Consider the following 22,426-nt stretch of genomic DNA (forward strand, 5'->3'; position numbering starts at 1 on the left):
TGACCGATTTGAACCCCCGGGCAAGGCATCAGCGTCCGCAAAAGCACGAGCTGCGCCTTGATTGTCGGATAAAGTCGGCTTCGCCTCCGGGGGTTAAGATGGCGATAGACTATTTGCCAATAAGCTGGCCATACCAGCGGGAGTATCGTGCCCACGGAGAACTGAAACAAACACCATGACCGCAATCAACGATCGCGCCCGGTTTCTGATCATCGACGACCATCCGCTGTTTCGCGAGGCGCTGCACAGCGCCGTGCAGATGGCGTACCCGGAAGTCGACACGGTGGAGGCGCGCTCGATTGCCGAAGCGCTCGATCTCCTGGGTGGGATAAAACCGTTCGATCTGGCGCTGCTCGATCTCAACATGCCCGATGTGCATGGCTTTGACGGGTTGCTGCAGCTGAGGACCCGCCATCCGCGGCTGCCGGTGGTCGTCGTCTCGGGCTATGAGGAGCCGAAGATCATCTCCGAGGCGTTGTCCTATGGCGCTGCCGGCTTCATCCCGAAATCGGCGCGCAAGAGCGATCTTGCGGCCGCAATCCGCTCGGTGATGGAGGGCGCGATCTATGTGCCGGAGACATATGAGGGACAGCCGCCCGACGCCGACAGCGCCGACCGCGCCGACATGGTGCAGCGGCTGGCCAAACTGACGCCGCAGCAGCTGCGCGTGCTGCAGATGCTGCGCCAAGGCCTGCTCAACAAGCAGATCGCCTACGAGCTGCAGGTCGGCGAGACCACGGTCAAGGCGCATGTCTCGGAGATCCTGCGCAAGCTCAACGTCTACAGCCGCACGCAAGCGGTGATCGAGGTGTCGAAGCTGGACAATGCGGAGCTGTTTCGCGATCAGGCCGGGTTTTGATCTTTACCCTCCCCCTTGTTGGGAGGGTCGATCCGCGAAGCGGAGCGGGGTGGGGGACCTTGGCGCTGCACCCCGCCCCGGCGTTGCGCGCCGACCCTCCCCATCAAGGGGAGGGTAGGGGCTCAAGCCAGCAGATGCGCCAGCAGCGCCCTTAGCTGCGCCGGTTTCAGCGGCTTGCGCATCAGTTCGATGCCGGCGGCGCGGGCGGCTTTGGCGACGGCCTCCGATCCGTCGGCGGTGACGATCAGCGCCGGCACGGCGCGGCCGAGATAATCGCGCACTTCGGCTATTGTTGCGGTGCCGAGGTCGCCGTCGTCGAGATGCTGGTCGGCAATGACGATGTCGGGCACCCAGTCGGTGTCGCCGAGCAGGCTGAGCGCATCCTCGGTCGAGGTCGCGGCACGCACCAGGCACTGCCAGCGCTCGAGCAGGAAGGTCATCGCCTGCAACACATCGGCGTCGTTTTCGACCAGCAGCACCTTGGTGCCGAACAGGCCGTAGCCGCGCGGCTGCTCCATCTCGGCAAGGCTGGCGATGGCGTCGGCGCTGGCGCCGATGCCGACCGGCACATCGATGTGGAAGATGGTGCCGCGCCCGACTTTCGACGAAAACGTCACGGGGTGGCCGAGCGCGGCGGCCATGCGCCGCACGATGGCAAGGCCCAGCCCCAGCCCGCCGCCGGAAATTCCGGTATCGGCCGGAATGGCGGAGCCGCGATGGAATTCCTCGAACACCGCCTCGCGCTGGTCGTCGGGAATGCCGCAGCCGGTGTCGGCGACATCGATGCGGATGGTGTCGCCGCGATGCCTGGTGCCGACCAGCACGCCGCCCGAGCGGGTATAGCGCAGCGCATTGGACAGGATGTTCTGCAGGATGCGGCGCAAAAGCGTGCGGTCCGAACGCACCACGGCGCTGACCGGGCGGAATTTCAGTGTCAGCCCCTTCAGCTTGGCAACCGGCTTGAAATCCGAGCGCAGCGACGAAAACAACGTCTCCAGATTGACGTCGCCAATGTCGGGCTGGACCACGCCGGCGTCGAGCTTGGAAATGTCGAGCAGCGTGCGCAACAGGTCTTCCATGGTCTCCAGAGAGCGCTCGACCTGACGGACGAGCTTCTTGCCCTCGTCGCTGGTCTGCACTTCGGCCAGCGCCGAGACGGAGAGGTGGGCGGCGTTCAGCGGCTGCAGCACGTCATGGCTGGCGGCGGCCAGGAACCTGGTCTTGGACAGGTTTGCCAGCTCGGCGTTTTCCTTGGCGGCGCTGAGGTCGATGTTCGACTGTTCCAGCCGGCGCAAGGTCGAGTGCAGTTCCTCGGTGCGCATGCGCACGCGGTTTTCCAGTGAAATTGCGGTCTGGAACAGCGAGAAGGCATTGCCTTGCTGGTCCATCGAGCGCTCGACGCGGCTGACCAGAGCGGCGTTGATCTTCTTCAGCCTGTCGACGTCGTCGATATCCCTGAGCGGCATGGGCTATTCCGCCGCCTGGCGTTCGCCGAAGGCGATGCCGGTGAAGGTTTGGTTCAGATGCATCGAACGGTACTGTTCGCCATAGGTGCCGAAGCCGATGACATTGTTGACCCGGTAGAGCTCCGAAATGTCGCGGAAGACCTGGCGGTTGCGCGCGTCGAGCCGGCGCAGCACGCAATCGAAGCCGAGGATCATGTCGATGCCGCCGAGCCGCTCCTCGACGTCGCGCAGTGCGGCGCGCGTGGATTCCACCATGTCCTTGGGCTGGGCGATGGAGAGCACGACGCCGTCGTCTATGGCGCAGAAGAAAGACAGTGAGCCGTCGGCATGCATCTTCTGGATCGAGCGGCAGTAATATTCGCCGCCCACCTTCACCACCACCGGGTGCGAGGCGAAGCTCATCGGCGTCAGGTTCTGCGCAACGATGCCGACGGAGGCTGCATACTCCTCAGCCGCATTGGTGGCGTTGAATTCGCGCACGGTGCGGTGGTCCGGATCGGATGCCGTCACCACCAGCTTCTCGTCGGTGGGGATGAAATTGTCGGTCTTGAAGACATGGAACGGGATCTCGGTGGCGATCAGCACAATGATGGCGCTGTCTGACGCTACCTTGCCGTTCGAAATCAGCCTGGTGGTTTCGAATTTCAAATCGTCGCCCGCCGAACCGCCGATCAGCGGGATGTCGTCCAGCCCCCAATGGATGGCCGAGGTCACCGCTTCCTCTGCAAAGGACAGGCCGTCGATGAAGCAGAGCGCGAAAGTGCTTTTGGCATGGCAACTGCCGGTGCGTCCGCGCAGCAGGCGCCGCAAGCCCTCGACTTCATCAGTGATCCTGTCCATGCCCGACGAGGAGAGATTGTCGACCATGGTGCTGACCGCCGAAAACGACGCGGAGGGAAAGAGCAGCGCCAGCACATGGCCTTCCTCCAGGCCCTGGGGGGTAATCTCGCCGGCGGTCGAGCAGGCGGCGTAGGCCAGCGTCGGCGCGTGGGTCTTCAGCCCTTGCGAAAGGACGCTCGCGTCAAACAGGCTCTGGGAGAAGAACAGCAGGGCAAAGCCGGCATCGATGGCTGCGGCCTCGACGGCGACCGCCAGGGCGAATGCATCGGCGTCGGGCTCGTCGGTGGTGAGCGCCGACAGACCGGATGCATAGCTCGTCCGTGAACTGGCCAGAGGCTTCCTCCCGATATCCTCCGACGCTTCCTGCGCGCGCCCGTTTTATGTCTCTCGGCGAGCTGGCGTCGAGGGCATTGTTGCCCCCTATTCGCTCTTTGGCAATGGGGCGTACAGGCCCATGATTTTCGTTTCCTCCATGACCGAAAGTACAATGAGCGCCGTGTGTTTTTTGCGCTTTGTGCAGTGTACCAATAGCGCATGGCCGAGCGCCAAAGCCGCATCGGCAGCATGACTACCAAGGTCATACCCAGGGAGGATGCATGTCGGACGTTTCGTTTGTCGTGAACGGAAAACGGATCAGCGGCGCTGCCGAGGACCGAACGCTTCTGGTTCATTTCCTGCGCGAAAATCTTGGTCTCACCGGAACGCATGTCGGTTGTGACACCTCTCAATGCGGCGCCTGCGTCGTGCATGTCGACGGCAGGGCGGTGAAGTCCTGTTCGATGCTGGCCGTGCAGGCCTCCGGGTCGACCGTGGTGACGATCGAAGGACTTGCCAATGGCGGCGACCTGCATCCGATGCAGGCCGCGTTCAAGGAACATCATGGGCTGCAATGCGGCTTCTGCACGCCGGGCATGATCATGACGGCGACCGACATGATCGCGCGCCATCCCGAAGGCCTTGACGAGGCGACGGTGCGCGCCGAGCTCGAAGGCAACATCTGCCGCTGCACCGGCTACCACAACATCGTCAAGGCGATCCTCGCCGCATCGCAGACGATGGCGAAGGTGCCGAAGGGCAGGGCGAAACAGGCAGCGTAAGAAAGAAGCGAGTAGTGAATAGTGAATAGCGAGTAGTCGGTTTAGCCGAACCGCTCCGAGCACAATTCCCTACTCACTGTTCACTATTCGCTACTCACTATTCGCTATTCCGGAGGAATTCCTATGGGCATTGAAGGCATCGGCGCTCGGGTCGTGCGCAAGGAAGACAAACGGTTCATCACCGGCGCCGGCCGCTATGTCGACGACATGGTGGTTCCCGGCATGAAGCATGCCGCTTTCGTGCGCAGCCCGCACGCGCATGCTCAGATCAAGAAGATCGACGTCAGACGAGCGCAGGCGATGCCCGGCGTCATCGGCGTCTTGACCGGCAAGGAGCTCAAGGCCGACGGCATCGGCAACCTGATCTGCGGCTGGATGATCCATTCCAAGGACGGCTCGCCGATGAAGATGGGCGCGTGGTCGCCGCTGGCGGTCGACAAGGTGCGCTATGTCGGCGATGCGGTCGTCATCGTGGTGGCGGAAACCAAGGGCCAGGCCCGCGACGCGGCCGAAGCGGTCGAGATCACCTACAAGGAATTGAAGGCGGTGGTCGATGCCACCAAGGCGCTGCAAAAAGGTGCGCCGCAGGTCCATGCCGATGCCGAGGACAATCTGATCTTCGACTGGGAGATCGGCGACGCCAAGGCGACCGACGCGGCGGTCCAGGCGGCGGCCCATGTCACCCGCATGAAGATCGTCAACAACCGGCTGGTTCCCAACGCCATGGAGCCGCGCGCTGCGCTTGGCCATTACGACAAGGCCGAGGACCATTTCACCTGCTGGACGACCTCGCAGAACCCGCATGTAGCGCGGCTGGTGATGAGCGCCTTCTACAATGTCGCACCGGAAAACAAACTGCGCGTCATTGCGCCCGATGTCGGCGGCGGCTTCGGCTCGAAGATCTACATCTATCCCGAAGAGATCGTCTGCCTTTGGGCGTCGAAGAAGACCGGCGTGCCGGTCAAATGGGTTGCCGACCGTACCGAAAGCTTTCTCACCGACGCGCATGGCCGCGACCATGTCTCGACGGTCGAAATGGCGTTCGACAGGAACAACAAGATCACCGGTTTCAAGGTCGACACGATCGCCAATCTCGGCGCCTACATGTCGCTGTTCTCGTCTTGCGTGCCGACCTATCTCTACGCGACGCTGCTGTCGGGCCAGTACAACATCCCGACGATCCACGCCAATGTGCGCACCGTCTACACCAACACGGCACCCGTCGACGCCTATCGCGGGGCAGGGCGGCCGGAAGCCACGTATCTGCTCGAACGGACAATGGAGACGGCCGCGCGTGAACTTGGGGTCTCTCCGGCGGAGTTGCGGCGCATCAATTTCATAACCGAGTTTCCGCACCAGACGCCGGTCATCATGAATTATGACGCCGGCGATTATGGCGCTTCGCTCGATGCGGCGACAAAGGCGTCCGACTATGCCGGCTTTGCCGAACGCAAGGCTGCCGCCGCCAACCAAGGCAGGCTGCGCGGCATCGGCATGAGCTGTTACATCGAGGCCTGCGGCATCGCGCCGTCGGCGGCGGTCGGCTCGCTCGGCGCCGGCGTCGGTCTGTGGGAATCGGCCGAGGTGCGGGTCAATGCCGTCGGCACGATCGAGGTGCTGACCGGCTCGCACAGCCATGGCCAGGGCCATGAGACGACCTTCGCGCAACTCGTCAACCAGCGTTTTGGCGTGCCACTGGACTCGGTCTCGATCGTCCATGGAGATACCGACAAGGTGCAGATGGGTATGGGCACCTACGGCTCGCGCTCGGGCGCGGTCGGCATGTCGGCAATCGCCAAGGCGCTCGACAAGGTCGAGGCCAAGGCCAAGAAAATCGCCGCCCATCTGCTCGAAGCCGACGAGGGCGACATCGTCATCGAGAATGGCGAGGTCAAGGTCGCCGGCACCGACAAGAGCCTGCCCTGGTTCCAGGTGGCTCTTGCCGCCTACACCGCTCACAATCTGCCGGCAGGCATGGAGCCGGGACTGAAGGAAACCGCCTTCTACGATCCGGCGAACTTCACTTTCCCGGCGGGCTGCTACATCTGCGAGGTCGAGATCGATCCGGAAACCGGCACGACCGAGATCGTCCAGTTCGTCGCGGCGGACGATTTCGGCAACATCATCAACCCGATGATCGTCGAGGGTCAGGTGCATGGCGGCATCGCCCAGGGTATCGGCCAGGCGCTGCTGGAAGGCGCGCACTATGACGATAGCGGGCAGCTGCTGACGGCGAGCTACATGGACTACACCATGCCGCGCGCGGACGACCTGCCGTCATTCAAGGTCTCGACGTCGAACACGCCGTGTCCGAGCAATCCGCTCGGCATCAAGGGCTGTGGCGAGGCCGGCGCCATCGGCTCGCCGCCGGCGGTCATCAACGCCATCACCGACGCTTTGGGGATTGTGGACATCGCCATGCCGGCCTCGCCGTCGACGGTGTGGGCGGCGATTAGGGCGAAGAAATGAGTGAGTAGGGAGTAGTGAGTAGGGAATGGGCATTACCGGAGATGACAGCGTCCCTATTCCCTACTCCCTACTTACTACTGCCTAACCACTTCAGGAGGATCCCATGTACGCAGTCAACTACCACCGCGCCGCCTCGGTCGCCGACGCCGCCAAGCTGGTGAAGAGCGGCGACGCCAGGCTTTTGTCAGGCGGCATGACGCTGATCCCGGCGATGAAGACGCGGCTCGCCGCACCGTCCGACCTGATCGACCTGTCGCGGATCAGGGAGCTGCAAGGCGTCAAGGTGTCGGGCAAGACCGTCACCATCGGCGCCGCCACAACCCATTACGACGTCGCCAATGACGAGAAGCTGCGGAAGGCCTGTCCGGCGCTTGCGCACCTTGCGTCGCTGATTGGCGATCCGGCGGTGCGCCACAAGGGCACGATCGGCGGCTCGGTCGCCAACAACGACCCAGCCGCCGATTATCCGGCGGCGCTCTTGGCGCTGGGCGCCACCATCGTCACCAACAAGCGCGAGATTTCAGCCGCGAAATTCTTCACCGGCCTGTTCGAAACGGCGCTGAAAGAAGGCGAGATCATCACCGCGGTGAGTTTTACCGCGCCGGCCAAGGCTGCTTACGAAAAATTCCGCAACCCGGCCTCGCGCTATGCGATCGTCGGCGTGTTCGTGGCCAAGGGCAAGGACGGGGTCAGCGTTGCCGTCACCGGTGCCGGCGATGACGGTGTGTTCCGCTCGAAGGAGATCGAAGCCGCACTGGCGAAGAATTTTGCCGCATCGGCGCTCGACGGCGTGAAAGTGCCGGCTAAGAATTTGATGACCGACCTCCACGCTTCGGCCGAATACCGCGCCAATTTGGTCGCGGTGATGGCCAAGCGCGCGGTGGCGGCAGCCAACGCCTGACATCATAAAGCTACTGACAAGGAAAGGGGCCATCGCGGCCCCTTTGTTCGTCTGCGGCGGGCTGTAACTGCCCAGTCCTTGCGGGTTCGCTGCCACGCGCAAATCCGTTGTTTCAGGTAATTCCCGTGCAAGAACAGGCGCATACTTCCCAAGGGACTGCCCAGCCCCATTCTCGCACTTGCACAATCTGATATTGCACTGCAATATGTATAGCTCGGCGGAACACGGGGTGGATTCTGCGCGCGGCGGTGTGAGCTGCGCCAAGATCTTGCGTCGTAGAGGATCGGCATGGCCGACATCTCCGCAGCGTCTGTTGCCCTGCCGCGGGCCACAGCCGACAAAGCAGCCAGAGCAAGACTGGCCTATCTCGATGGCTGGCGCGGGCTTTCGATCGCACTGGTGCTGATCGGCCATTTCTTCCCCGTTCCCGGGATCAATCTAGGCGTGCTCGGCGTCGAGTTCTTCTTCGTGCTCTCAGGCCGGCTGATGGGCGAAATCCTGTTCATCGAACGCTTTCCGCTGAAAAAATTCTTCAAGCGCCGCTTTTCGCGCATCTATCCCGCGCTTTTGGTGTTCGTGATATCAGCGATGATCGGGCTCTCCGGCAGCTTTATCGCCTTCAAATGGAAGGCGGCGCTGACGGCGCTGACATTCACCTACAACTATGCCGGAATTCTCATCACCCGCGCCGGCGCGCTCGACCACATCTGGTCGCTATGCGTGGAAGAGCATGCCTACATCATCCTGGCGCTGATCAGCGTGGTGGTGACCGGGCGGGGTAATGTCGTTCGGCTGCTGGTGACGCTGTCGGTGCTGGCGATGGCCAATGGCGCCATTTCGTACTGGGTACTCGGCATGGATTACGAGCACAGCTATTGGCGCACCGATGTGCATATCGCCTCGATCCTGCTGTCGGCATCGATCTGCCTGCTCAAGCACGATGATCGGCCGCCGGCATTCCTGAAGAGCCCCTATGTCAGCCTCGTGTCGGCGGCGGCGGCTATATTGCTGTTCCTCGATCCGGTGCCGACGCCGATCCATTACCTACTGGCGGTGCCGTTGCTGGCGCTTGCCGTGAATACGCTGGACACCAGCAACTGGCATCTTACCGGCCTGCTTTCATCCAGGCCGATGGTGATGATCGGGCTATGGTCGTACTCGCTCTATCTCTGGCAACAGCCCTTCTACAAATTCGTCGCCGAGCAGGGCAGTGCGCCGATCCCGATGCTGGCGGCTGTCTTCGCCTGTGCACTATGCAGCTACTATCTGGTCGAGAAGCCCGCGCGGGCCTGGCTGAACCGGAATTGGTGAGGGCTACGGACTCCTAATCTTATGCTGCCGCGACGATCTGCTTGCCGATCATCAGCCAGCGACCCATCAGCCGGCGATCTCCTTGAGGTAGTAGCGCACCGCCTTCTTGCCGCCATGGATCACCGCGTCGCCGACCTCGGCGAAGCCAAGCGCGGCATGGAAGGCGTCCGAAGCCGGATTGGGAGGTTCGGCATTCACCTCGCAGGTGACGATGCTGTGGCCCGCGCGGGCGACTTCCCCGAACAGATCCTCGTAGAGCCGGCGGGCATGGCCGCGGCCGCGCGCTTGCGCCGCGACGACGACGCGGTCGACATAGACGAAGCGTGGATAGCGCTCGCGGAACCAGAGGAAATTCGGGCTGTCGTAGGCCGCATTCTGGTCGAAGGTCATGATGAAGGCTTCGAGCGTGCCGATGCGCCTGACGTAAAACGCTTCGCCAAGCAGGAAGGACAGCCGTTCGGGCTCGAGCCATGACAGTTCGGCGGCGTGCTCATTGTTGAGTGCGAGGATGGCCGCTTCGTCCTGAGGCGAGACACGGCTGATCGGCGACGGCCCAGTCACGGCTTCGCTCATCATGCTCTGGCCGCCGCAATCGTCGCGGCAACCAGCGCCCCATCGGTGACTGTGGTGCGGTATTCGCGGTCGAGATCGCCGCCGCCCATGCCGACTTGCGGGTTGCGGTAGGCCATGGCGCTCGGTACATCCTTGAGCGCGGCGAAGTGCATTTCCGTCAGCCCGGTTGATGCCAGCACCCCGGCGATGTTTTCGGGGTCCAGCGCGCCGCAGCCGAGGATGATGATGCGGCCGTCGGCCTGGCGGACGAGATCCGCCAACAGGCCGGCGCCTTCCACCGCGGTGTCCCTCTGGCCGCTGGTCAGCACGCGGCCGACCTTGCAGCGGATCAGCGCTTCCAGCGCCTCGGCCGGGTCGCGGGTCATGTCGAAGGCGCGGTGGCAGGTGACGGCGAGCGGACCGGCGGCATGGACCAGCGCGCCCATGCGGGTTTCATCGATGGTGCCGTCGGCATCGAGGCAACCGACAACGACGCCGGCGACGCCGAGGTCACGAAGCGCTGCGACATCGGCGAGCATCGAGCCGTATTCGGCCTCGCTGTAGAGGAAATCGCCGCCGCGCGGCCGCACGATGACATGGAAGGGAATTGTCGCGCTCTCGAGTGCGGCGCGCACCGTGCCGAGGCTGGGCGTGATGCCGCCTTCGACCAGGCTGGCGCAGAGCTCGACCCGGTCGGCGCCGGCGGCCTGCGCAGCCAGCAGTCCATCGATGCCTTCGACGCAGATTTCGATCAGGGGGCGAGCATTTCCGACCAAGGGGCGATCCTTTATGATTGCATGACGGCCAGCCCTAGCATCGGCTCGGTTGGTGGGGAAGCCGGAACAGCCAGTCGCTGCTTGGGCCAGCCCGGCAACCCGGCCGATCCGCAATTACTGGCGCAGCACCGTGTTCTTGGCGCCTTGTTCGACCTGGTCGATGACCAGCAGCTTGACCGGGCCGTCGCCGATGTTGGTGGCCTGGTGCCACTGGCCGATCATCTCGATGATGAAATCGCCCGTCTTGTAGGTGTTGCTGTTGCCGGTCTCGACATTCGTCACTTTGAGTGTCCCGGCCTCGACATAGGCGTAGCGGGCAAACGGGTGCTTGTGCACCGGCAGAGTGGCACCGACCGCAATGTCATAGGTTGAAACCAGGACCTGGACATTTTTCTGCGGCAGCACGATCGGCTGGCCGGACGCCGTCTGGCTGCGATCGGCAAGCGGTGTGACGACAACCGGCGGGATGGTACTGTCCAGCGCCCGAGCGGGGTTTGCAGATAGCGCTGCCGCGAACAGCAGCATCGATGCCAGGATCTTTCGCATGGTTCCTCCAGGTTTTACCGCCACCGCGCGGCGCGACGCCAAAGTTCTAACTCTCGTCAGTTACTGGAGACACAACGTCATCCGCCGGTGCCGTCGTCCATCATCGTATTCGTGAGCGCTTCATAGATGTTGCTGCATACCTGAGACCGCGGACAGTGTTTTACGATGAATGCCGGCACGACAGTCAGTGCGGCGGCGATCAGGATTTGCAGGAAGAGAGGAGCAGGCTCGAAGCGTTTGCCAAACAAGGCTCGGCAAGCGAAGTAGAGACTTTGAGCCAGGCACGCCCAGACAAGGACATGCAACAGCGTGCTCGTTGCTCTTGCATAGGGCGTTATGTATCCGTCGGGAAAGCCGACCATGCCAAGGTCGACGAGCCACTGCAGAGCCAGCAGGCAGGACAGGCATGCCCACAGAAAGGGCGCTACGCGGGTAACTAAAATTCTGCTGCGGTCAACGCTCATGTGCAATCGAAGCACAACAGCGCTCGGCCTTCCAGAGCGGCTGCTGCGTGGCTTGGAGTATCGCCTATTTAAGAGTGCGCAGCGTGATGGAGTAGCGGTGACCGGCGACCGGCGGAATGCTGTGCTCCCACTCGTGGCGCGCCGGACCGTCCATGAGATAGAGGGACCTCGGTTCGACCTCGATCGTCTCGCGATCCCATTTGGAGCCGTTTTTGCGGCGCAGCCGAAAGCTGCAGGGCGCCAGCAGCGAGACGCCGGCGACGAGATCGAAATGCGGCTTGTCGCGATGCCAACCTATGCCCGCGCCCGGCGGATACTCGTTGATGAGCACTTGGGCGAATTCCGTGGCCTGCCTGCCGGCAAAATCCGCGACCTTGTCGCGAAGCGGCAGCAGGAATTTCGGGATGGGCGGCGCTTCGACGACCTGGCGCCGGTCGTAGTCATAGCGCCAGCCGAAGCCGGCGACCTGCCGGTTGGCAATATGGCCATGGAAATCGAACGGCTTGAAGGACAGTTCATTGAGGTGACGGACCAGTTCCGCCTCTTCGTCCGTTGTGATCAGGCCCGGCCGGTAGGAAAATCCTTCCGGCAGCGTGTCGGCCGCGCCGAAGAGATCGCCCTGGCTGGCATACGCTGTTGTGCTGGATTTCGTCTGTGCCATCTGACGGAGAGATAGGAAGCCTCGCCGCCTGGGCAAGATTTTCGGCGTTGTGATGCGCCTCCCTGACGGAACCTCCGCATCGTTGCGGCATTACGCATTTTCGAAGCAGGATCTGGGGCGAAGCAAGATTTTGGGACGAAGCAGGATTTTCGACATGCCGTCCACTGCCATCCGCAACACCCATTACGACCCGTCGACGAAAATCCTCTCGGTCTGGTTCGTTCCAAGCGGAGCCCGCTACGACTATGAAGAGGTCGAGCCTGAGACCTATGCGGCGTTCCGGGCCGCCTTCTCGAAAGGGCAATTTTTCAACGAGTTCGTGCGCGACCGCTACCGGTTTCACTTGGTTGAAGAAGGGCGTCCGCGAGCAACCGGGTTCTGAAGGTGCGGTGATCCGTATAAGGTCGCGAACCCCAATTGCTTTTCAAATTGACTTGTTTCAACCTGCTTTGTGGGGACGGACAATGCCGTGGTCGAGATGGCCGTAACATTGGGGGAGGCAGCTTTTGAAATGCATATTGATTATACTCGGCGTGGTAGGTGTCCTGTCTTCCGCTGCGTCTGCAAAAGATAATCGACAACACATCGACCCTGCCTATCAAAAAAACATCAACTATCTGGCCGGGCTGTCCGACGCCCAGTTGAAATTGGTCGTAACATGGTCAGCTAACGTCATCGCCGTTACGACGCGATGCCCGGCGCTGCAGCTGACTCCAGACGGAAAATCCAAAATAACGGCGATATACATCTTGTACGATGTGCAAGATAAACACCTGATACCCAATCCCCCCGAATTCAAGAGAGCCATCAGGTTTTATGAAGGCGCTTACCGCACGGCGGCGCAACGCACGGACAGCTGTCGGGCGGAGAAAGCCAAGGACCCGGGAAGCTACCGGTAAATAGTTGTCGGCATGATCGACTAGAAGTGATTTGGCTCGCCGGAACCCCGGCGAAGCGCGAATTCTCTATAGCCCCTTCGCCAAATCGCCGTGAGAACTCACGGCCCGAAAACGCGACCGGACCGCGCGGACGCGCTTCGCCTTGCTGGTGACGCCCCCACCGTCACTTCGCAACCGAGCCCCCGAGAAAATGGACCTGGAGGCTTCTAGCGCGGGCATCGATTGTCTGGAAAGGCAACGGCGCTCTGGCTTGGTTGAATTATCGGCCGCCACCGCGGAAATCGTGCGGACGGAAGCCAAACGGCGACTGCATAGCCGCTCATCAAAGCCCTGTTCAACTCCTCAATTCGTGGTAAGGTGATTATACCAGTTAATAACATGACGATCGGCGCGGCCGTCGTTCAAAGCGGGAGTAGGGATAGATGACGACGATTGCGCTGTTCGGTGCCGGCGGCAAAATGGGTTACCGCCTGTCGACCAATTTTCGCGGATCGCCCTACACGGTACGCCATGTCGAGGTCAGCGAGGCCGGCCGCGATCGGCTGAAGACCGGACTGGGCTTCGACGCGGTCAGTGCCGATGCGGCGCTCGACGGGGCGGATATCGTCATCCTGGCCGTTCCCGACACGCATATCGGCAAGGTGGCGGCTGATATCGAGAGCAAGCTCGCGCCTGGCACGATGGTGATAGTGCTCGACGCGGCCGCACCCTTCGCCGGCCATCTGCCCAAGCGGCCGGACCTGACCTATTTCGTCACCCATCCCTGTCATCCGCCGATCTTCAACGACGAGACCGACATGGCGGCCAAGAAGGATTATTTTGGCGGCGTCAAGGCCAAGCAGCATATGGTCAGCGCGCTGATGCAGGGGCCGGAAGCGGACTACGCCAAGGGCGAGGCGGTCGCGAAAATCATCTGGGCGCCGGTCATGCGCTCGCACCGTGTCACCGTCGAGCAGATGGCGCTGCTGGAGCCCGGTCTATCGGAGACGGTGTGCGCCTCACTGCTTGTCGTCATGAAGGAAGCCGTCGGCGAGGTCGTCGCGCGTGGCGTCGACCAACAGGCGGCGCTCGATTTCCTGCTCGGCCATATGAACGTGCTCGGCGCCGTCATTTTCGGCGAGACCAAGGGTGTGTTCTCCGACGCCTGCAACAAGGCGATCGAATTCGGCAAGCCGGTGCTGATGCGCGACGACTGGAAGCGGGTGTTCGAGCCGGAAGAGATCGCCGCGAGCATTCGGCGCATTACCTGAGAAAGGCCGAGTCGGGGGCTTGCCGGAGCGCCTCGGTGGCTCGACACACCCGCCATGACACCCAACTGTTTTTGCTCAGTGGGCACATGTCACCTCAATTAGTGATTGACTCATCATACCAGTTGGCTTAGCTGTTGATGGCTTGGGCAAGGGTTCGCGGGAAGTACGAAGCCTGGGCGAGTGGAGGGACGGCGAGGGAGCAGCGATCGTTTGGGAAGCCGGCACCGGCATTCAGCCTGAACCGATCGGCGGCCCGCTTTGCGCGACGAATTCGAATGCAGGGGCCTTGATTGATCAAGGCAATTTTTCAAACGGGAGGACATCATGAAACTCACACGCAGAATGACACTTGCGGCGTTCGCCGGCATGCTGGCGCTTGGCACGGCGGTGCCCGCCTATGCGGCCGACCTCATTGCGATCATCACGCCCTCGCATGACAATCCGTTCTTCAAGGCGGAAGCCGTCGGCGCCGAAGCCAAGGCCAAGGAACTCGGCTACGAAGCGCTGGTGCTCGTCCATGACGACGATGCCAACAAGCAGTCCGAATTGATCGACACGGCGATCGGTCGCGGCGCCAAGGCGATCATCCTCGACAATGCCGGCGCCGACGCCACCGTCGCTGCCGTGCAGAAGGCCAAGGACGCAGGCGTGCCGTCGTTCCTGATCGATCGCGAGATCAACGCCACCGGCGTCGCCGTGGCTCAGATCGTCTCCAACAACTACCAGGGCGCCCAGCTCGGCGCGCAGGAGTTCGTCAAGCTGATGGGCGAGAAGGGCAATTTCGTCGAGCTGGTCGGCAAGGAATCCGATACCAATGCCGGCATTCGCTCGAAGGGCTATCATGACGTCATCGACGATTATCCGGACCTGAAGATGGTCGCCCAGCAATCGGCCAACTGGAGCCAGACGGAAGCCTATTCCAAGATGGAATCGATCCTGCAGGCCAACCCGGATATCAAGGGCGTCATCTCCGGCAACGACACCATGGCGATGGGCGCGTATGCGGCGCTGGTTGCGGCGAACCGCAAGGACGTCATCGTCGTTGGCTTCGACGGATCCAACGACGTGCGCGACTCCATCACCGCGGGCGGCATCAAGGCAACCGTCCTGCAGCCGGCCTATGCGCAGGCGCAGATGGCGGTCGAGCAGGCCAACGACTTCATCAAGAACAAGAAGTCGCCGGCCAAGGAAAAGCAGCTGATGGACTGCGTCTTGGTCAATGGTGACAATGCTGCCAAGCTGGAAACGTTTGCGCTGACCAACTGAGCCGGCGTGACATGAATAGCGAGGGGCGACCCAAGGGTCGTCCCTCGTCGCCATTTTCCGTGGGTGCCGACCACCATGCTGAACAACAAACCATCATGCTGAACAACAAGCCGAACTGGCCGATCCTTGTCGTTGCAGTCGGCATCAGCCTGACCGCCTGCAAGATCCTGCCGACGCCCTCGGGGGACAGCGGCAGCGCCGCCTTCAATCCGGACAAGATGGTCGAGGAGATCTGGGCCGCGAAGGTCGTGCCTTACCTCCAGCAGAAGGCCGGGCCTTTTGCCGAGGTCCACGCTCTGGCAAAAACTGATCCTGCTTCCGCTGGCGCCAAATATGGCAATCCGAACAAGCAGGCGAATTCGCCATGGACCTTCGCGGTTCGCGTCGAGGGCAAGATCATCGCAGCCAACACGGCGTCACGCGCGGCAACGATGGATATCGATGTCGACGGCGACGGCAAGGCCGATGCGCGGGTACAGATCGGACCGGCGATGCGCGGAACCGCGCTGCGCGACAGTCTCGATTTCATCCAGTTCAACGATTTTACCAACCAGATCGACTTCGCCCAGTTCGGCAAGGCGTTCAACGCCTATGCCGTCAAGGCCGTGCTTGCCAAACTGCCGCGTGACGCCCTGGAAGGCCGGACCGCCAAGGTTCTCGGTGCCTATACGCTCGAAAGCGGCCAGGACCTGCCGCTGGTGACGCCGGCGGAGGCAGAGATCGGGCCGAAGTCATGAGTGCCGCCGCCGCTCACGATGTCATCCTGAAGCTGGAAGACGTCTCGAAGGTCTATTCCGGCACCGTCGCGGTCAAGCGCGCGAATTTCGAGGTACGCAAGGGGGCGGTCAATGTGCTGGTCGGCGAAAACGGCGCCGGCAAATCGACGCTGATGAAGATTATCGCCGGCGTCGAACAGCCGACGCTCGGCCGGATCCTCCTGGAAGGGGAGGAGGTCTCCTTCTCGTCCTCGGGCGACGCGGTGAACCGCGGCATCGGCATGGTGTTCCAGGAGCTGAACCTGTTTGGCAATATGACCGTCGCCGAGAACATCTTCGCCACGCGCGAGATCACCAACCGGTTCCGCAAGATCGACCGCAAAGAGCAGGAGCGTCGCGCGGCGCAATTTCTCGAACGCCTGCAGGCCGGGATAAGGCCCGACATGCTGGTCGAGGATCTGCGCATCGGCCAGCAGCAGCTGGTCGAGATCGCCAAGGCGGTTTCGCTCGATGCGCGCATCCTGATCATGGACGAGCCGACCTCGGCGCTCAGTGCGGCGGAAGTCGAGATCCTGTTCAAGGTGATCGCCGACCTCAAGGCGCGCGGCGTGGCGATCGTCTACATCTCGCACCGGCTGGAAGAGCTGATCCGCATTGGCGACTACATCACGGTGCTGCGCGATGGACACATCACCGGCCAGGAAGAGATGAAAAACGTCGACACGCGGTGGATCGTGCGGCAGATGATCGGCTCCGACGCCAAGGATTTCGCCAAGGCCGACGGCCATGTTCCCGGCGAAGAAATATTCCGCGCCGAGGACATCTGCCTGCCGCGCGCCACCGGCGGGCTGGCGGTCGATCACGTCTCGCTGTCGCTGCGCGCCGGCGAGATCCTCGGCATATACGGCCTGATGGGCGCCGGGCGGAGCGAGCTGTTCGACTGCATCATGGGCCGCCATGGCCAGGCTACCGGCGCCATCTTCATCGCCGGCAAAAAGGTCAAGGAGCGCGACACGACGCGGCGTATCCGGCGCGGGCTGGCGCTGATCCCCGAAGACCGCCAACGCGAAGGGCTGGTGTCGATCCTCTCCGTCGCCAGCAATCTGACACTGGCCAGCCTGTCGCGTTTTGTCCGCCTGTTTCACATTCGCGGCGGCCAAGAGAAGCAGGCGGTGACGCAGATTGTGCGGGAACTGGCGATCAAGGTCGCCGACCCGGCGCAGGAGGTCTCATCGCTGTCGGGCGGCAACCAGCAAAAGGTGGTGATCGGCAAGGCGCTGCTCACCGGGCCAAAGGTGCTGCTGATGGACGAGCCCAGCCGCGGTATCGATGTCGGCGCCAAGGCCGACGTCTTCGGCACCATGCGCAAGCTGTCGCGCGACGGGCTGGGCATTCTGTTCGCCACCTCGGATCTCGATGAGGTGATGGCGCTGTCCGACCGCATCGCGGTGATGAGCAATGGGAAACTGACGGGCATGTTCGATCGCACCGAGGCGACGGAGGCAGCCCTTGTCGCCGCTTCGGCACTTGGCCACGGACCGGCCCCGCACACGGAGAACCCATGACTGACATCCCGGCCAAGGCGGCTGTCCCCTCCGTTTCGAGCGGCTCGCTGCTGCTGACGCTGATGAAGGCGAGGACCTTCATCGCGCTGATCGCCGTCTTGATCTTCTTCTCGATCGCGGCGCCGAATTTCCTGTCGACAGCCAATCTGATCCTGATGTCGAAACATGTGGCGCTGAACGCCTTCCTCGCCATGGGCATGACCTTCGTCATCATCACCGGCGGCATCGATCTCTCAGTCGGCTCGATCGTCGGCCTGTGCGGCATGGTCGCCGGCTACCTCGTGCTCAACGGCATCGACCTGCAATTCGGCTACACCGTCTATTTCAACGTCGTCGAGATCGCGCTGATCACGCTGGCGGTCGGCATATTGATCGGCGCCGTCAACGGACTGCTGATCACCAGGCTGAACGTCGCGCCGTTCATCGCCACGCTCGGCGTGCTCTATGTCGCGCGCGGCCTGGCGTTGCTGTCGTCGGACGGCCGCACCTTCCCCAACCTCGTCGGCAAGCCGGAGCTTGGCACCACCGGGTTTGGTTTCCTCGGCGCCGGGCGGCTGCTCGGCCTGCCGGTGGCGATCTGGATACTGATCGTCGTTGCGCTGGCGGCGGCCTACCTCGCCAAATACACCCCGCTCGGCCGCCACATCTTCGCCGTCGGCGGCAATGAACGGGCGTCGCGAATTTCGGGCGTTCGTGTCAACATGGTGAAAATGTTCGTCTACATGTTCTCCGGCTTCTGCGCGGCGATCGTCGGCCTGATCATCTCGTCCGAACTGATGGCCTCGCACCCGGCAACAGGCGAAAGTTTCGAGCTCAACGCCATTGCGGCGGCGGTGCTCGGCGGCACCTCGATGTCGGGTGGGCGCGGCACGATCGGCGGCACCATTGTCGGCGCCTTCGTCATCGGCATTCTTTCGGACGGGTTGGTGATGATGGGCGTGAGTTCCTTCTGGCAGATGGTGATCAAGGGCCTTGTCATCATCGTCGCCGTCGTCGTCGACCAAGCGCAGCGCCGGCTGCAGAGCCGGGTGACGCTGATGCAGATGGCAAAGGCAGGCTGAGCATGGCGGAGTTGCGGGGAGGGCTCATCGGCTGCGGCTTCTTTGCCATCAACCAGATGCATGCCTGGCGCGACATTGAAGGCGCCGCGATGGTCGCCATTTGCGACCGCGACCCGGAGCGGCTGCGCATCATCGGCGACCAGTTCGGCATTGCGAAGCGCTACACCGACGCGGCAGAGATGTTTGCAAGCGAAAGCCTCGACTTCGTCGATATCGCCACCACCGTTCCCAGCCATCGTCCGCTGGTCGAGATGGCGGCGCTGCACCGTGTGCCGGTGATTTGCCAAAAGCCGTTCGCGCCGACGCTTGCCGACGCCAAGGCGATGGTGAGGGCCTGCGTGGAAGCCGGCGTACCGCTGATGGTGCATGAGAATTTTCGCTGGCAGTCGGCGATCCAGGCGGTGCGTGCCGTGCTCGACAGCGGCGAGATCGGCACGCCGTTCTTCGGGCGCATCTCCTTCCGCTCTGCCTATGACGTGTTTTCCGGCCAGCCCTATCTCGCCAAGGGAAAGCGCTTCATCATCGAGGACCTCGGTATCCACAGTCTCGACATCGCCCGTTTTCTACTGGGCGACGTGTCGACGATCACGACGCGAACCGCGCGCATCAACCCCGGCATCGCGGGCGAAGATGTCGCGACGATGCTGATGGACCACAAGAGCGGGGCGACGTCAGTGGTCGACTGTAGCTACGCGACGAAGCTCGCCACCGAACCGTTTCCCGAAACGCTGATCGAGATCGACGGCAGCGACGGCACGATCCGCTTGGCGCAGGGATATCGGCTCACCGTCACCGGCAGGAGCGGCACGAAGATCACCGACGTTTCGCCGCCCGTACTCGCCTGGGCATCGCGCCCATGGCACAACATCCAGGAGAGCGTCGTCGCCATCCAGCAGCACTGGGTCGACTGCCTGGCAAAGGGAACCGAGCCGGCGACCTCGGGCGCCGACAACCTCAAGACATTCGCGCTGGTCGAGGCGGCCTATCTGGGCGCCGCGAGCCACGAACCTGTCCACCTGGATGGCTTGCTGACATGACAGCCGACGCCTTCCTCCTCTACGGTACGCATGCCGTCGAGGCGGAGCCGGTCAGGCTGAATGCCGGTCTGCTCAGCGCCGACTTTGTCAACGGCAACCTGCGCACCATCCGTTACGGTGGCATCGAAGTGTTGCGCGCCATCGCCTACATCGTGCGCGACCGCGACTGGGGCACCTATGAACCGGCGCTGACGGACCTTGCCGTCGATCAGGACGCCGACAGCTTCTCCGTCAGCTACTCCGCAACTTGCTTAGCGCCGGGCGGAAGCCGGCTAGACTTTCGCGCTACGATCAAGGGCTCCGCCAACGGTAACCTGGTGTTCGACGTCTGCGCGGTCCCTGAAAGCGATTTCGAGACCAACCGTTGCGGTTTCTGCATCCTGCATCCGATCGCCGGCCTCGCCGGCAGTGCGGTGACGGTCGAGCATACCGACGGCAGCGTGGTGGCGACGAAACTGCCGCTGTTGATCGATCCCTGGCAGCCTTTCAAGGATTTGCGCGCGATCACCCATGAGGTCCGGCCGGGCATCACTGCCGAATGCCGGATGGAGGGCGACACTTTCGAGATGGAGGACCAGCGTAACTGGTCGGACGCGTCCTACAAGACCTATGTGCGGCCACTGGCGCTGCCTTGGCCCTATGTGCTGCCGGCCGGCCAAACTGTAAGCCAGACGGTCAGGCTTCGCATCACCGGCGAGGGGGGAATGCCGGCCGCAGCATCTGCCGCCGAACCGGTCAGCGTCGAACTCGGCGAGACCGGGCAGAGGCTGCCGGATCTCGGCGTGATCATCTACCCGGATGAGGTCGAAGCAGCGCTCGCAAATCTTTCGACATTGACCGAGCTCGGCCCGCAGCAACTTGTCTTCCACTACGATCCGACGCGCGGCCACGGTCTCGAAGCATTGCAGTCTTATGCAAGGCTCACCGCCGCCTATCCGGTGCAGACGACGCTGGAATGCGTCGTTGCCTGCGCGGGCGACCTCGATGCCGAGCTGTCAGGCGTTGCCGACATGGTGCGTCAAGCCGGGTTGAAGCTTTCGGCCATTGCCGTCTCGCCTTCGGTTGACCGGCAGTCGACACCGCCGGGCAGTGCGTGGCCGGACTGTCCGCCGCTCGAAGACGTCTATGACGCGGCGCGGCGCGCCTTTCCCGATATCCGGCTTGGTGGCGGCATGTTCAGCTATTTCACCGAGCTCAACCGCAAGCGCGTGCCGGGGGGCCTGCTCGATTTCGTCACCCACTGCACGTGCCCGATCGTGCACGCTGCCGACGATCTCAGCGTCATGCAGTCGCTGGAGGCGCTGCCCTTCATCACCGCGTCGACGCGGGCGATCTTCGGGGCAAAGCCCTACCGCATCGGTCCGTCGACGCTCGCCATGCGCCAGAACCCCTATGGCGGCGCGACCAAGGGCAATCCCGGGGGACAGCGCATCGCCATGGCCGATCGCGACCCTCGTCATGCCGGCCTGTTCGCTGCCGCATGGACGATCGGCTATGCCGCGCGTGTCGCGCCGGCCGGGCTGGAACTGCTCACGCTGTCCGGCTTCGCCGGGCCCTTCGGCGTGCTCGCAGCATCCGGCGAACCCGTCGCGGAAGGATCGCCTCGGCCGATCTTCGATGCCATCAAGGGGCTTTGCGAACTGGCCGGCCTTACGTATGTGGCGACGAAAACGAGCGACGAGACCAAGGTGCTGGCGCTGGCCGGCCGCTCCGCTTCGGGCAAGACCGTGGCGTGGCTGGCGAACCTGACGGCGGACGACGTGACGGTCGACATCTCAGCGCTTGGCCGAGGCCAACTGGTGATGACCCCTTACGCGATCACGCGGATCAGCTGAAATCAGTTGCCGGAGTTCATCACATAAAGCGCGCGCGAGCGCTCGAGGTGCTTGATCATCGCCTTCTCGGCGCCGTCGGCATCCTTCTTCTCGATGCGGCCGATGATCTCTTCATGCTCGGTCAGCGTGAACTGTTCCTTGCCGGTCCAGATCAGCATTTCGGTGTGATATTCCTTCAGCCAACCGAGCATCGCCTCGCTGACGGCGATATAGATCGGGTTGCCTGAAATGGCCGCGATCTGGGTGTGAAACTTCATGTCGGCTGAAATGAAAGCCTCGGAATCGCCGCGAAAGCCACGCTGTTCGGCAATTGTGGCCCGCAGCTGCTCAACGTCCTCGGCAGTGGCGTTTTCGGCGGCTTCCCTGACCATACCGCGCTCGAAGAAGATGCGCGCCGTTTTCAGGTGTTCCAACGTGTCCTTCGACGACGACAGGATGATCTTGGCTGCGCCATCGACCTGCTTGATGATCGACTTGGCGGTCAGCTGCAGCACCTTGGCGCGTTCCCCATGCGAGATCGCGACGAGGCCCATATTGCTCAGCGCCTGCATCGCCTCGCGGATCGCGGGACGGCCGACCTCGAAGCGCTCCATCAACTCGCGCTCCGACGGCATGTCGTCGCCCGGCGTCAATTCTCCGCTGGTGATCAGGCGCTTCAGCCGCAAAAACACTTCGTCGGAAAGTTTGCGCCGGACGATCGGCTCCGAACGGTTCATCGTCGCGAATCACTCCCTTGACCTGTGTCTATCTAGCACTGCCACCGCGATTTTCGGAACGCCTGTCTGACCGCTCGACCGTACCCCGCCAGACAGGATATCACTTGCAAAGCTTATGTACTCATTATACCAGGTTTCG

At 62.7% G+C, this 22,426-nt stretch carries 22 protein-coding genes; 14 read left to right on the forward strand and 8 right to left on the reverse strand.

Annotation, left to right across the window (positions count from 1 at the left end; genetic code table 11):
* Positions 1 to 175 precede the first annotated feature (175 nt).
* Positions 176 to 859 carry a response regulator transcription factor gene (locus X757_RS157260; protein WP_023672627.1) on the forward strand — a complete coding sequence of 228 codons (684 nt, stop codon included), beginning with the start codon at positions 176 to 178 and terminating at the stop codon, positions 857 to 859.
* 122 nt (positions 860 to 981) lie between these two features.
* On the opposite strand, the gene X757_RS157255 is transcribed toward X757_RS157260, so the two are convergent.
* A complete protein-coding gene (locus tag X757_RS157255) occupies positions 982 to 2,325 on the reverse strand; it encodes a hybrid sensor histidine kinase/response regulator (RefSeq protein ID WP_023725650.1) in 1,344 nt (447 codons plus the stop codon).
* 3 nt (positions 2,326 to 2,328) lie between these two features.
* Positions 2,329 to 3,498 (reverse strand): FIST N-terminal domain-containing protein, encoded by a 1,170-nt coding sequence (locus X757_RS157250; protein ID WP_373432828.1) that lies wholly within the window; start codon positions 3,496 to 3,498, stop codon positions 2,329 to 2,331.
* Positions 3,499 to 3,761: 263 nt separating this feature from the next.
* Here X757_RS157250 and X757_RS157245 point away from each other — a divergent pair, with 263 nt between their 5' ends.
* The 4 genes from X757_RS157245 (at position 3,762) to X757_RS157230 (ending at position 8,943) form a co-directional block, all read left to right on the forward strand.
* Positions 3,762 to 4,262 (forward strand): (2Fe-2S)-binding protein, encoded by a 501-nt coding sequence (locus X757_RS157245; RefSeq protein ID WP_023725653.1) that lies wholly within the window; start codon positions 3,762 to 3,764, stop codon positions 4,260 to 4,262.
* Between the two features lie 123 nt (positions 4,263 to 4,385).
* A complete protein-coding gene (locus X757_RS157240; protein WP_023725654.1) occupies positions 4,386 to 6,731 on the forward strand; it encodes a xanthine dehydrogenase family protein molybdopterin-binding subunit in 2,346 nt (781 codons plus the stop codon).
* Positions 6,732 to 6,834: 103 nt separating this feature from the next.
* Entirely contained in the window at positions 6,835 to 7,632 is a 798-nt protein-coding gene (locus X757_RS157235; protein WP_023725655.1) for a xanthine dehydrogenase family protein subunit M, read from the forward strand.
* A gap of 288 nt (positions 7,633 to 7,920) precedes the next feature.
* Entirely contained in the window at positions 7,921 to 8,943 is a 1,023-nt protein-coding gene (locus tag X757_RS157230; protein WP_023725656.1) for an acyltransferase, read from the forward strand.
* Positions 8,944 to 9,009: 66 nt separating this feature from the next.
* Here X757_RS157230 and X757_RS157225 read toward each other — a convergent pair whose 3' ends face one another.
* From X757_RS157225 to X757_RS157205, 5 genes are all read right to left on the reverse strand, one after another.
* The gene (locus X757_RS157225; protein ID WP_023701701.1) at positions 9,010 to 9,516 is read right to left on the reverse strand and encodes a GNAT family N-acetyltransferase; all 507 of its coding nucleotides are present in this window, start codon (positions 9,514 to 9,516) and stop codon (positions 9,010 to 9,012) included.
* On the reverse strand, positions 9,516 to 10,271 hold the full coding sequence (locus X757_RS157220) for a copper homeostasis protein CutC (protein ID WP_023725657.1): 756 nt from the start codon (positions 10,269 to 10,271) through the stop codon (positions 9,516 to 9,518). Before X757_RS157220 ends, X757_RS157225 begins: the two co-directional genes overlap by 1 nt.
* Before the next feature lie 114 nt (positions 10,272 to 10,385).
* Entirely contained in the window at positions 10,386 to 10,817 is a 432-nt protein-coding gene (locus X757_RS157215) for a cupin domain-containing protein (protein ID WP_023681708.1), read from the reverse strand.
* A gap of 77 nt (positions 10,818 to 10,894) precedes the next feature.
* Complete coding sequence (locus X757_RS157210) at positions 10,895 to 11,281, reverse strand: hypothetical protein (protein ID WP_023697647.1); 387 nt, start codon at positions 11,279 to 11,281, stop codon at positions 10,895 to 10,897.
* Positions 11,282 to 11,345: 64 nt separating this feature from the next.
* The gene (locus X757_RS157205; protein WP_023701700.1) at positions 11,346 to 11,942 is read right to left on the reverse strand and encodes an alpha-ketoglutarate-dependent dioxygenase AlkB; all 597 of its coding nucleotides are present in this window, start codon (positions 11,940 to 11,942) and stop codon (positions 11,346 to 11,348) included.
* Between the two features lie 154 nt (positions 11,943 to 12,096).
* On the opposite strand from X757_RS157205, the gene X757_RS157200 reads away from it, so the two are divergent.
* From X757_RS157200 to X757_RS157160, 9 genes are all read left to right on the forward strand, one after another.
* Positions 12,097 to 12,324 (forward strand): KTSC domain-containing protein, encoded by a 228-nt coding sequence (locus X757_RS157200; RefSeq protein WP_023691072.1) that lies wholly within the window; start codon positions 12,097 to 12,099, stop codon positions 12,322 to 12,324.
* Between the two features lie 136 nt (positions 12,325 to 12,460).
* Complete coding sequence (locus X757_RS1000000168480; protein ID WP_023697645.1) at positions 12,461 to 12,841, forward strand: hypothetical protein; 381 nt, start codon at positions 12,461 to 12,463, stop codon at positions 12,839 to 12,841.
* Positions 12,842 to 13,263: 422 nt separating this feature from the next.
* Positions 13,264 to 14,091: a phosphogluconate dehydrogenase C-terminal domain-containing protein gene (locus tag X757_RS157190; protein ID WP_023725658.1), complete on the forward strand. Its 828-nt coding sequence runs from the start codon at positions 13,264 to 13,266 to the stop codon at positions 14,089 to 14,091.
* Positions 14,092 to 14,415: 324 nt separating this feature from the next.
* On the forward strand, positions 14,416 to 15,357 hold the full coding sequence (locus X757_RS157185) for a D-ribose ABC transporter substrate-binding protein (protein ID WP_023681704.1): 942 nt from the start codon (positions 14,416 to 14,418) through the stop codon (positions 15,355 to 15,357).
* A gap of 95 nt (positions 15,358 to 15,452) precedes the next feature.
* On the forward strand, positions 15,453 to 16,094 hold the full coding sequence (locus X757_RS157180; RefSeq protein ID WP_023725659.1) for a DUF2291 family protein: 642 nt from the start codon (positions 15,453 to 15,455) through the stop codon (positions 16,092 to 16,094).
* The gene (locus X757_RS157175) at positions 16,091 to 17,638 is read left to right on the forward strand and encodes a sugar ABC transporter ATP-binding protein (protein WP_023725660.1); all 1,548 of its coding nucleotides are present in this window, start codon (positions 16,091 to 16,093) and stop codon (positions 17,636 to 17,638) included. Before X757_RS157180 ends, X757_RS157175 begins: the two co-directional genes overlap by 4 nt.
* Positions 17,635 to 18,699 carry an ABC transporter permease gene (locus X757_RS157170; protein ID WP_023725661.1) on the forward strand — a complete coding sequence of 355 codons (1,065 nt, stop codon included), beginning with the start codon at positions 17,635 to 17,637 and terminating at the stop codon, positions 18,697 to 18,699. Before X757_RS157175 ends, X757_RS157170 begins: the two co-directional genes overlap by 4 nt.
* A 2-nt stretch (positions 18,700 to 18,701) precedes the next feature.
* The gene (locus X757_RS157165; RefSeq protein ID WP_023681700.1) at positions 18,702 to 19,736 is read left to right on the forward strand and encodes a Gfo/Idh/MocA family protein; all 1,035 of its coding nucleotides are present in this window, start codon (positions 18,702 to 18,704) and stop codon (positions 19,734 to 19,736) included.
* Complete coding sequence (locus tag X757_RS157160; RefSeq protein ID WP_023725662.1) at positions 19,733 to 21,571, forward strand: hypothetical protein; 1,839 nt, start codon at positions 19,733 to 19,735, stop codon at positions 21,569 to 21,571. The genes X757_RS157165 and X757_RS157160 overlap by 4 nt, the downstream gene beginning before the upstream one ends.
* A gap of 2 nt (positions 21,572 to 21,573) precedes the next feature.
* Here the strand turns inward: X757_RS157160 and X757_RS157155 are convergent, their stop codons facing one another.
* Positions 21,574 to 22,287 (reverse strand): transcriptional regulator NanR, encoded by a 714-nt coding sequence (locus tag X757_RS157155; RefSeq protein ID WP_023672607.1) that lies wholly within the window; start codon positions 22,285 to 22,287, stop codon positions 21,574 to 21,576.
* Positions 22,288 to 22,426 lie beyond the last annotated feature (139 nt).

Source organism: Mesorhizobium sp. LSHC412B00, from assembly GCF_000503035.1.
Taxonomy (GTDB): Bacteria; Pseudomonadota; Alphaproteobacteria; order Rhizobiales; family Rhizobiaceae; genus Mesorhizobium.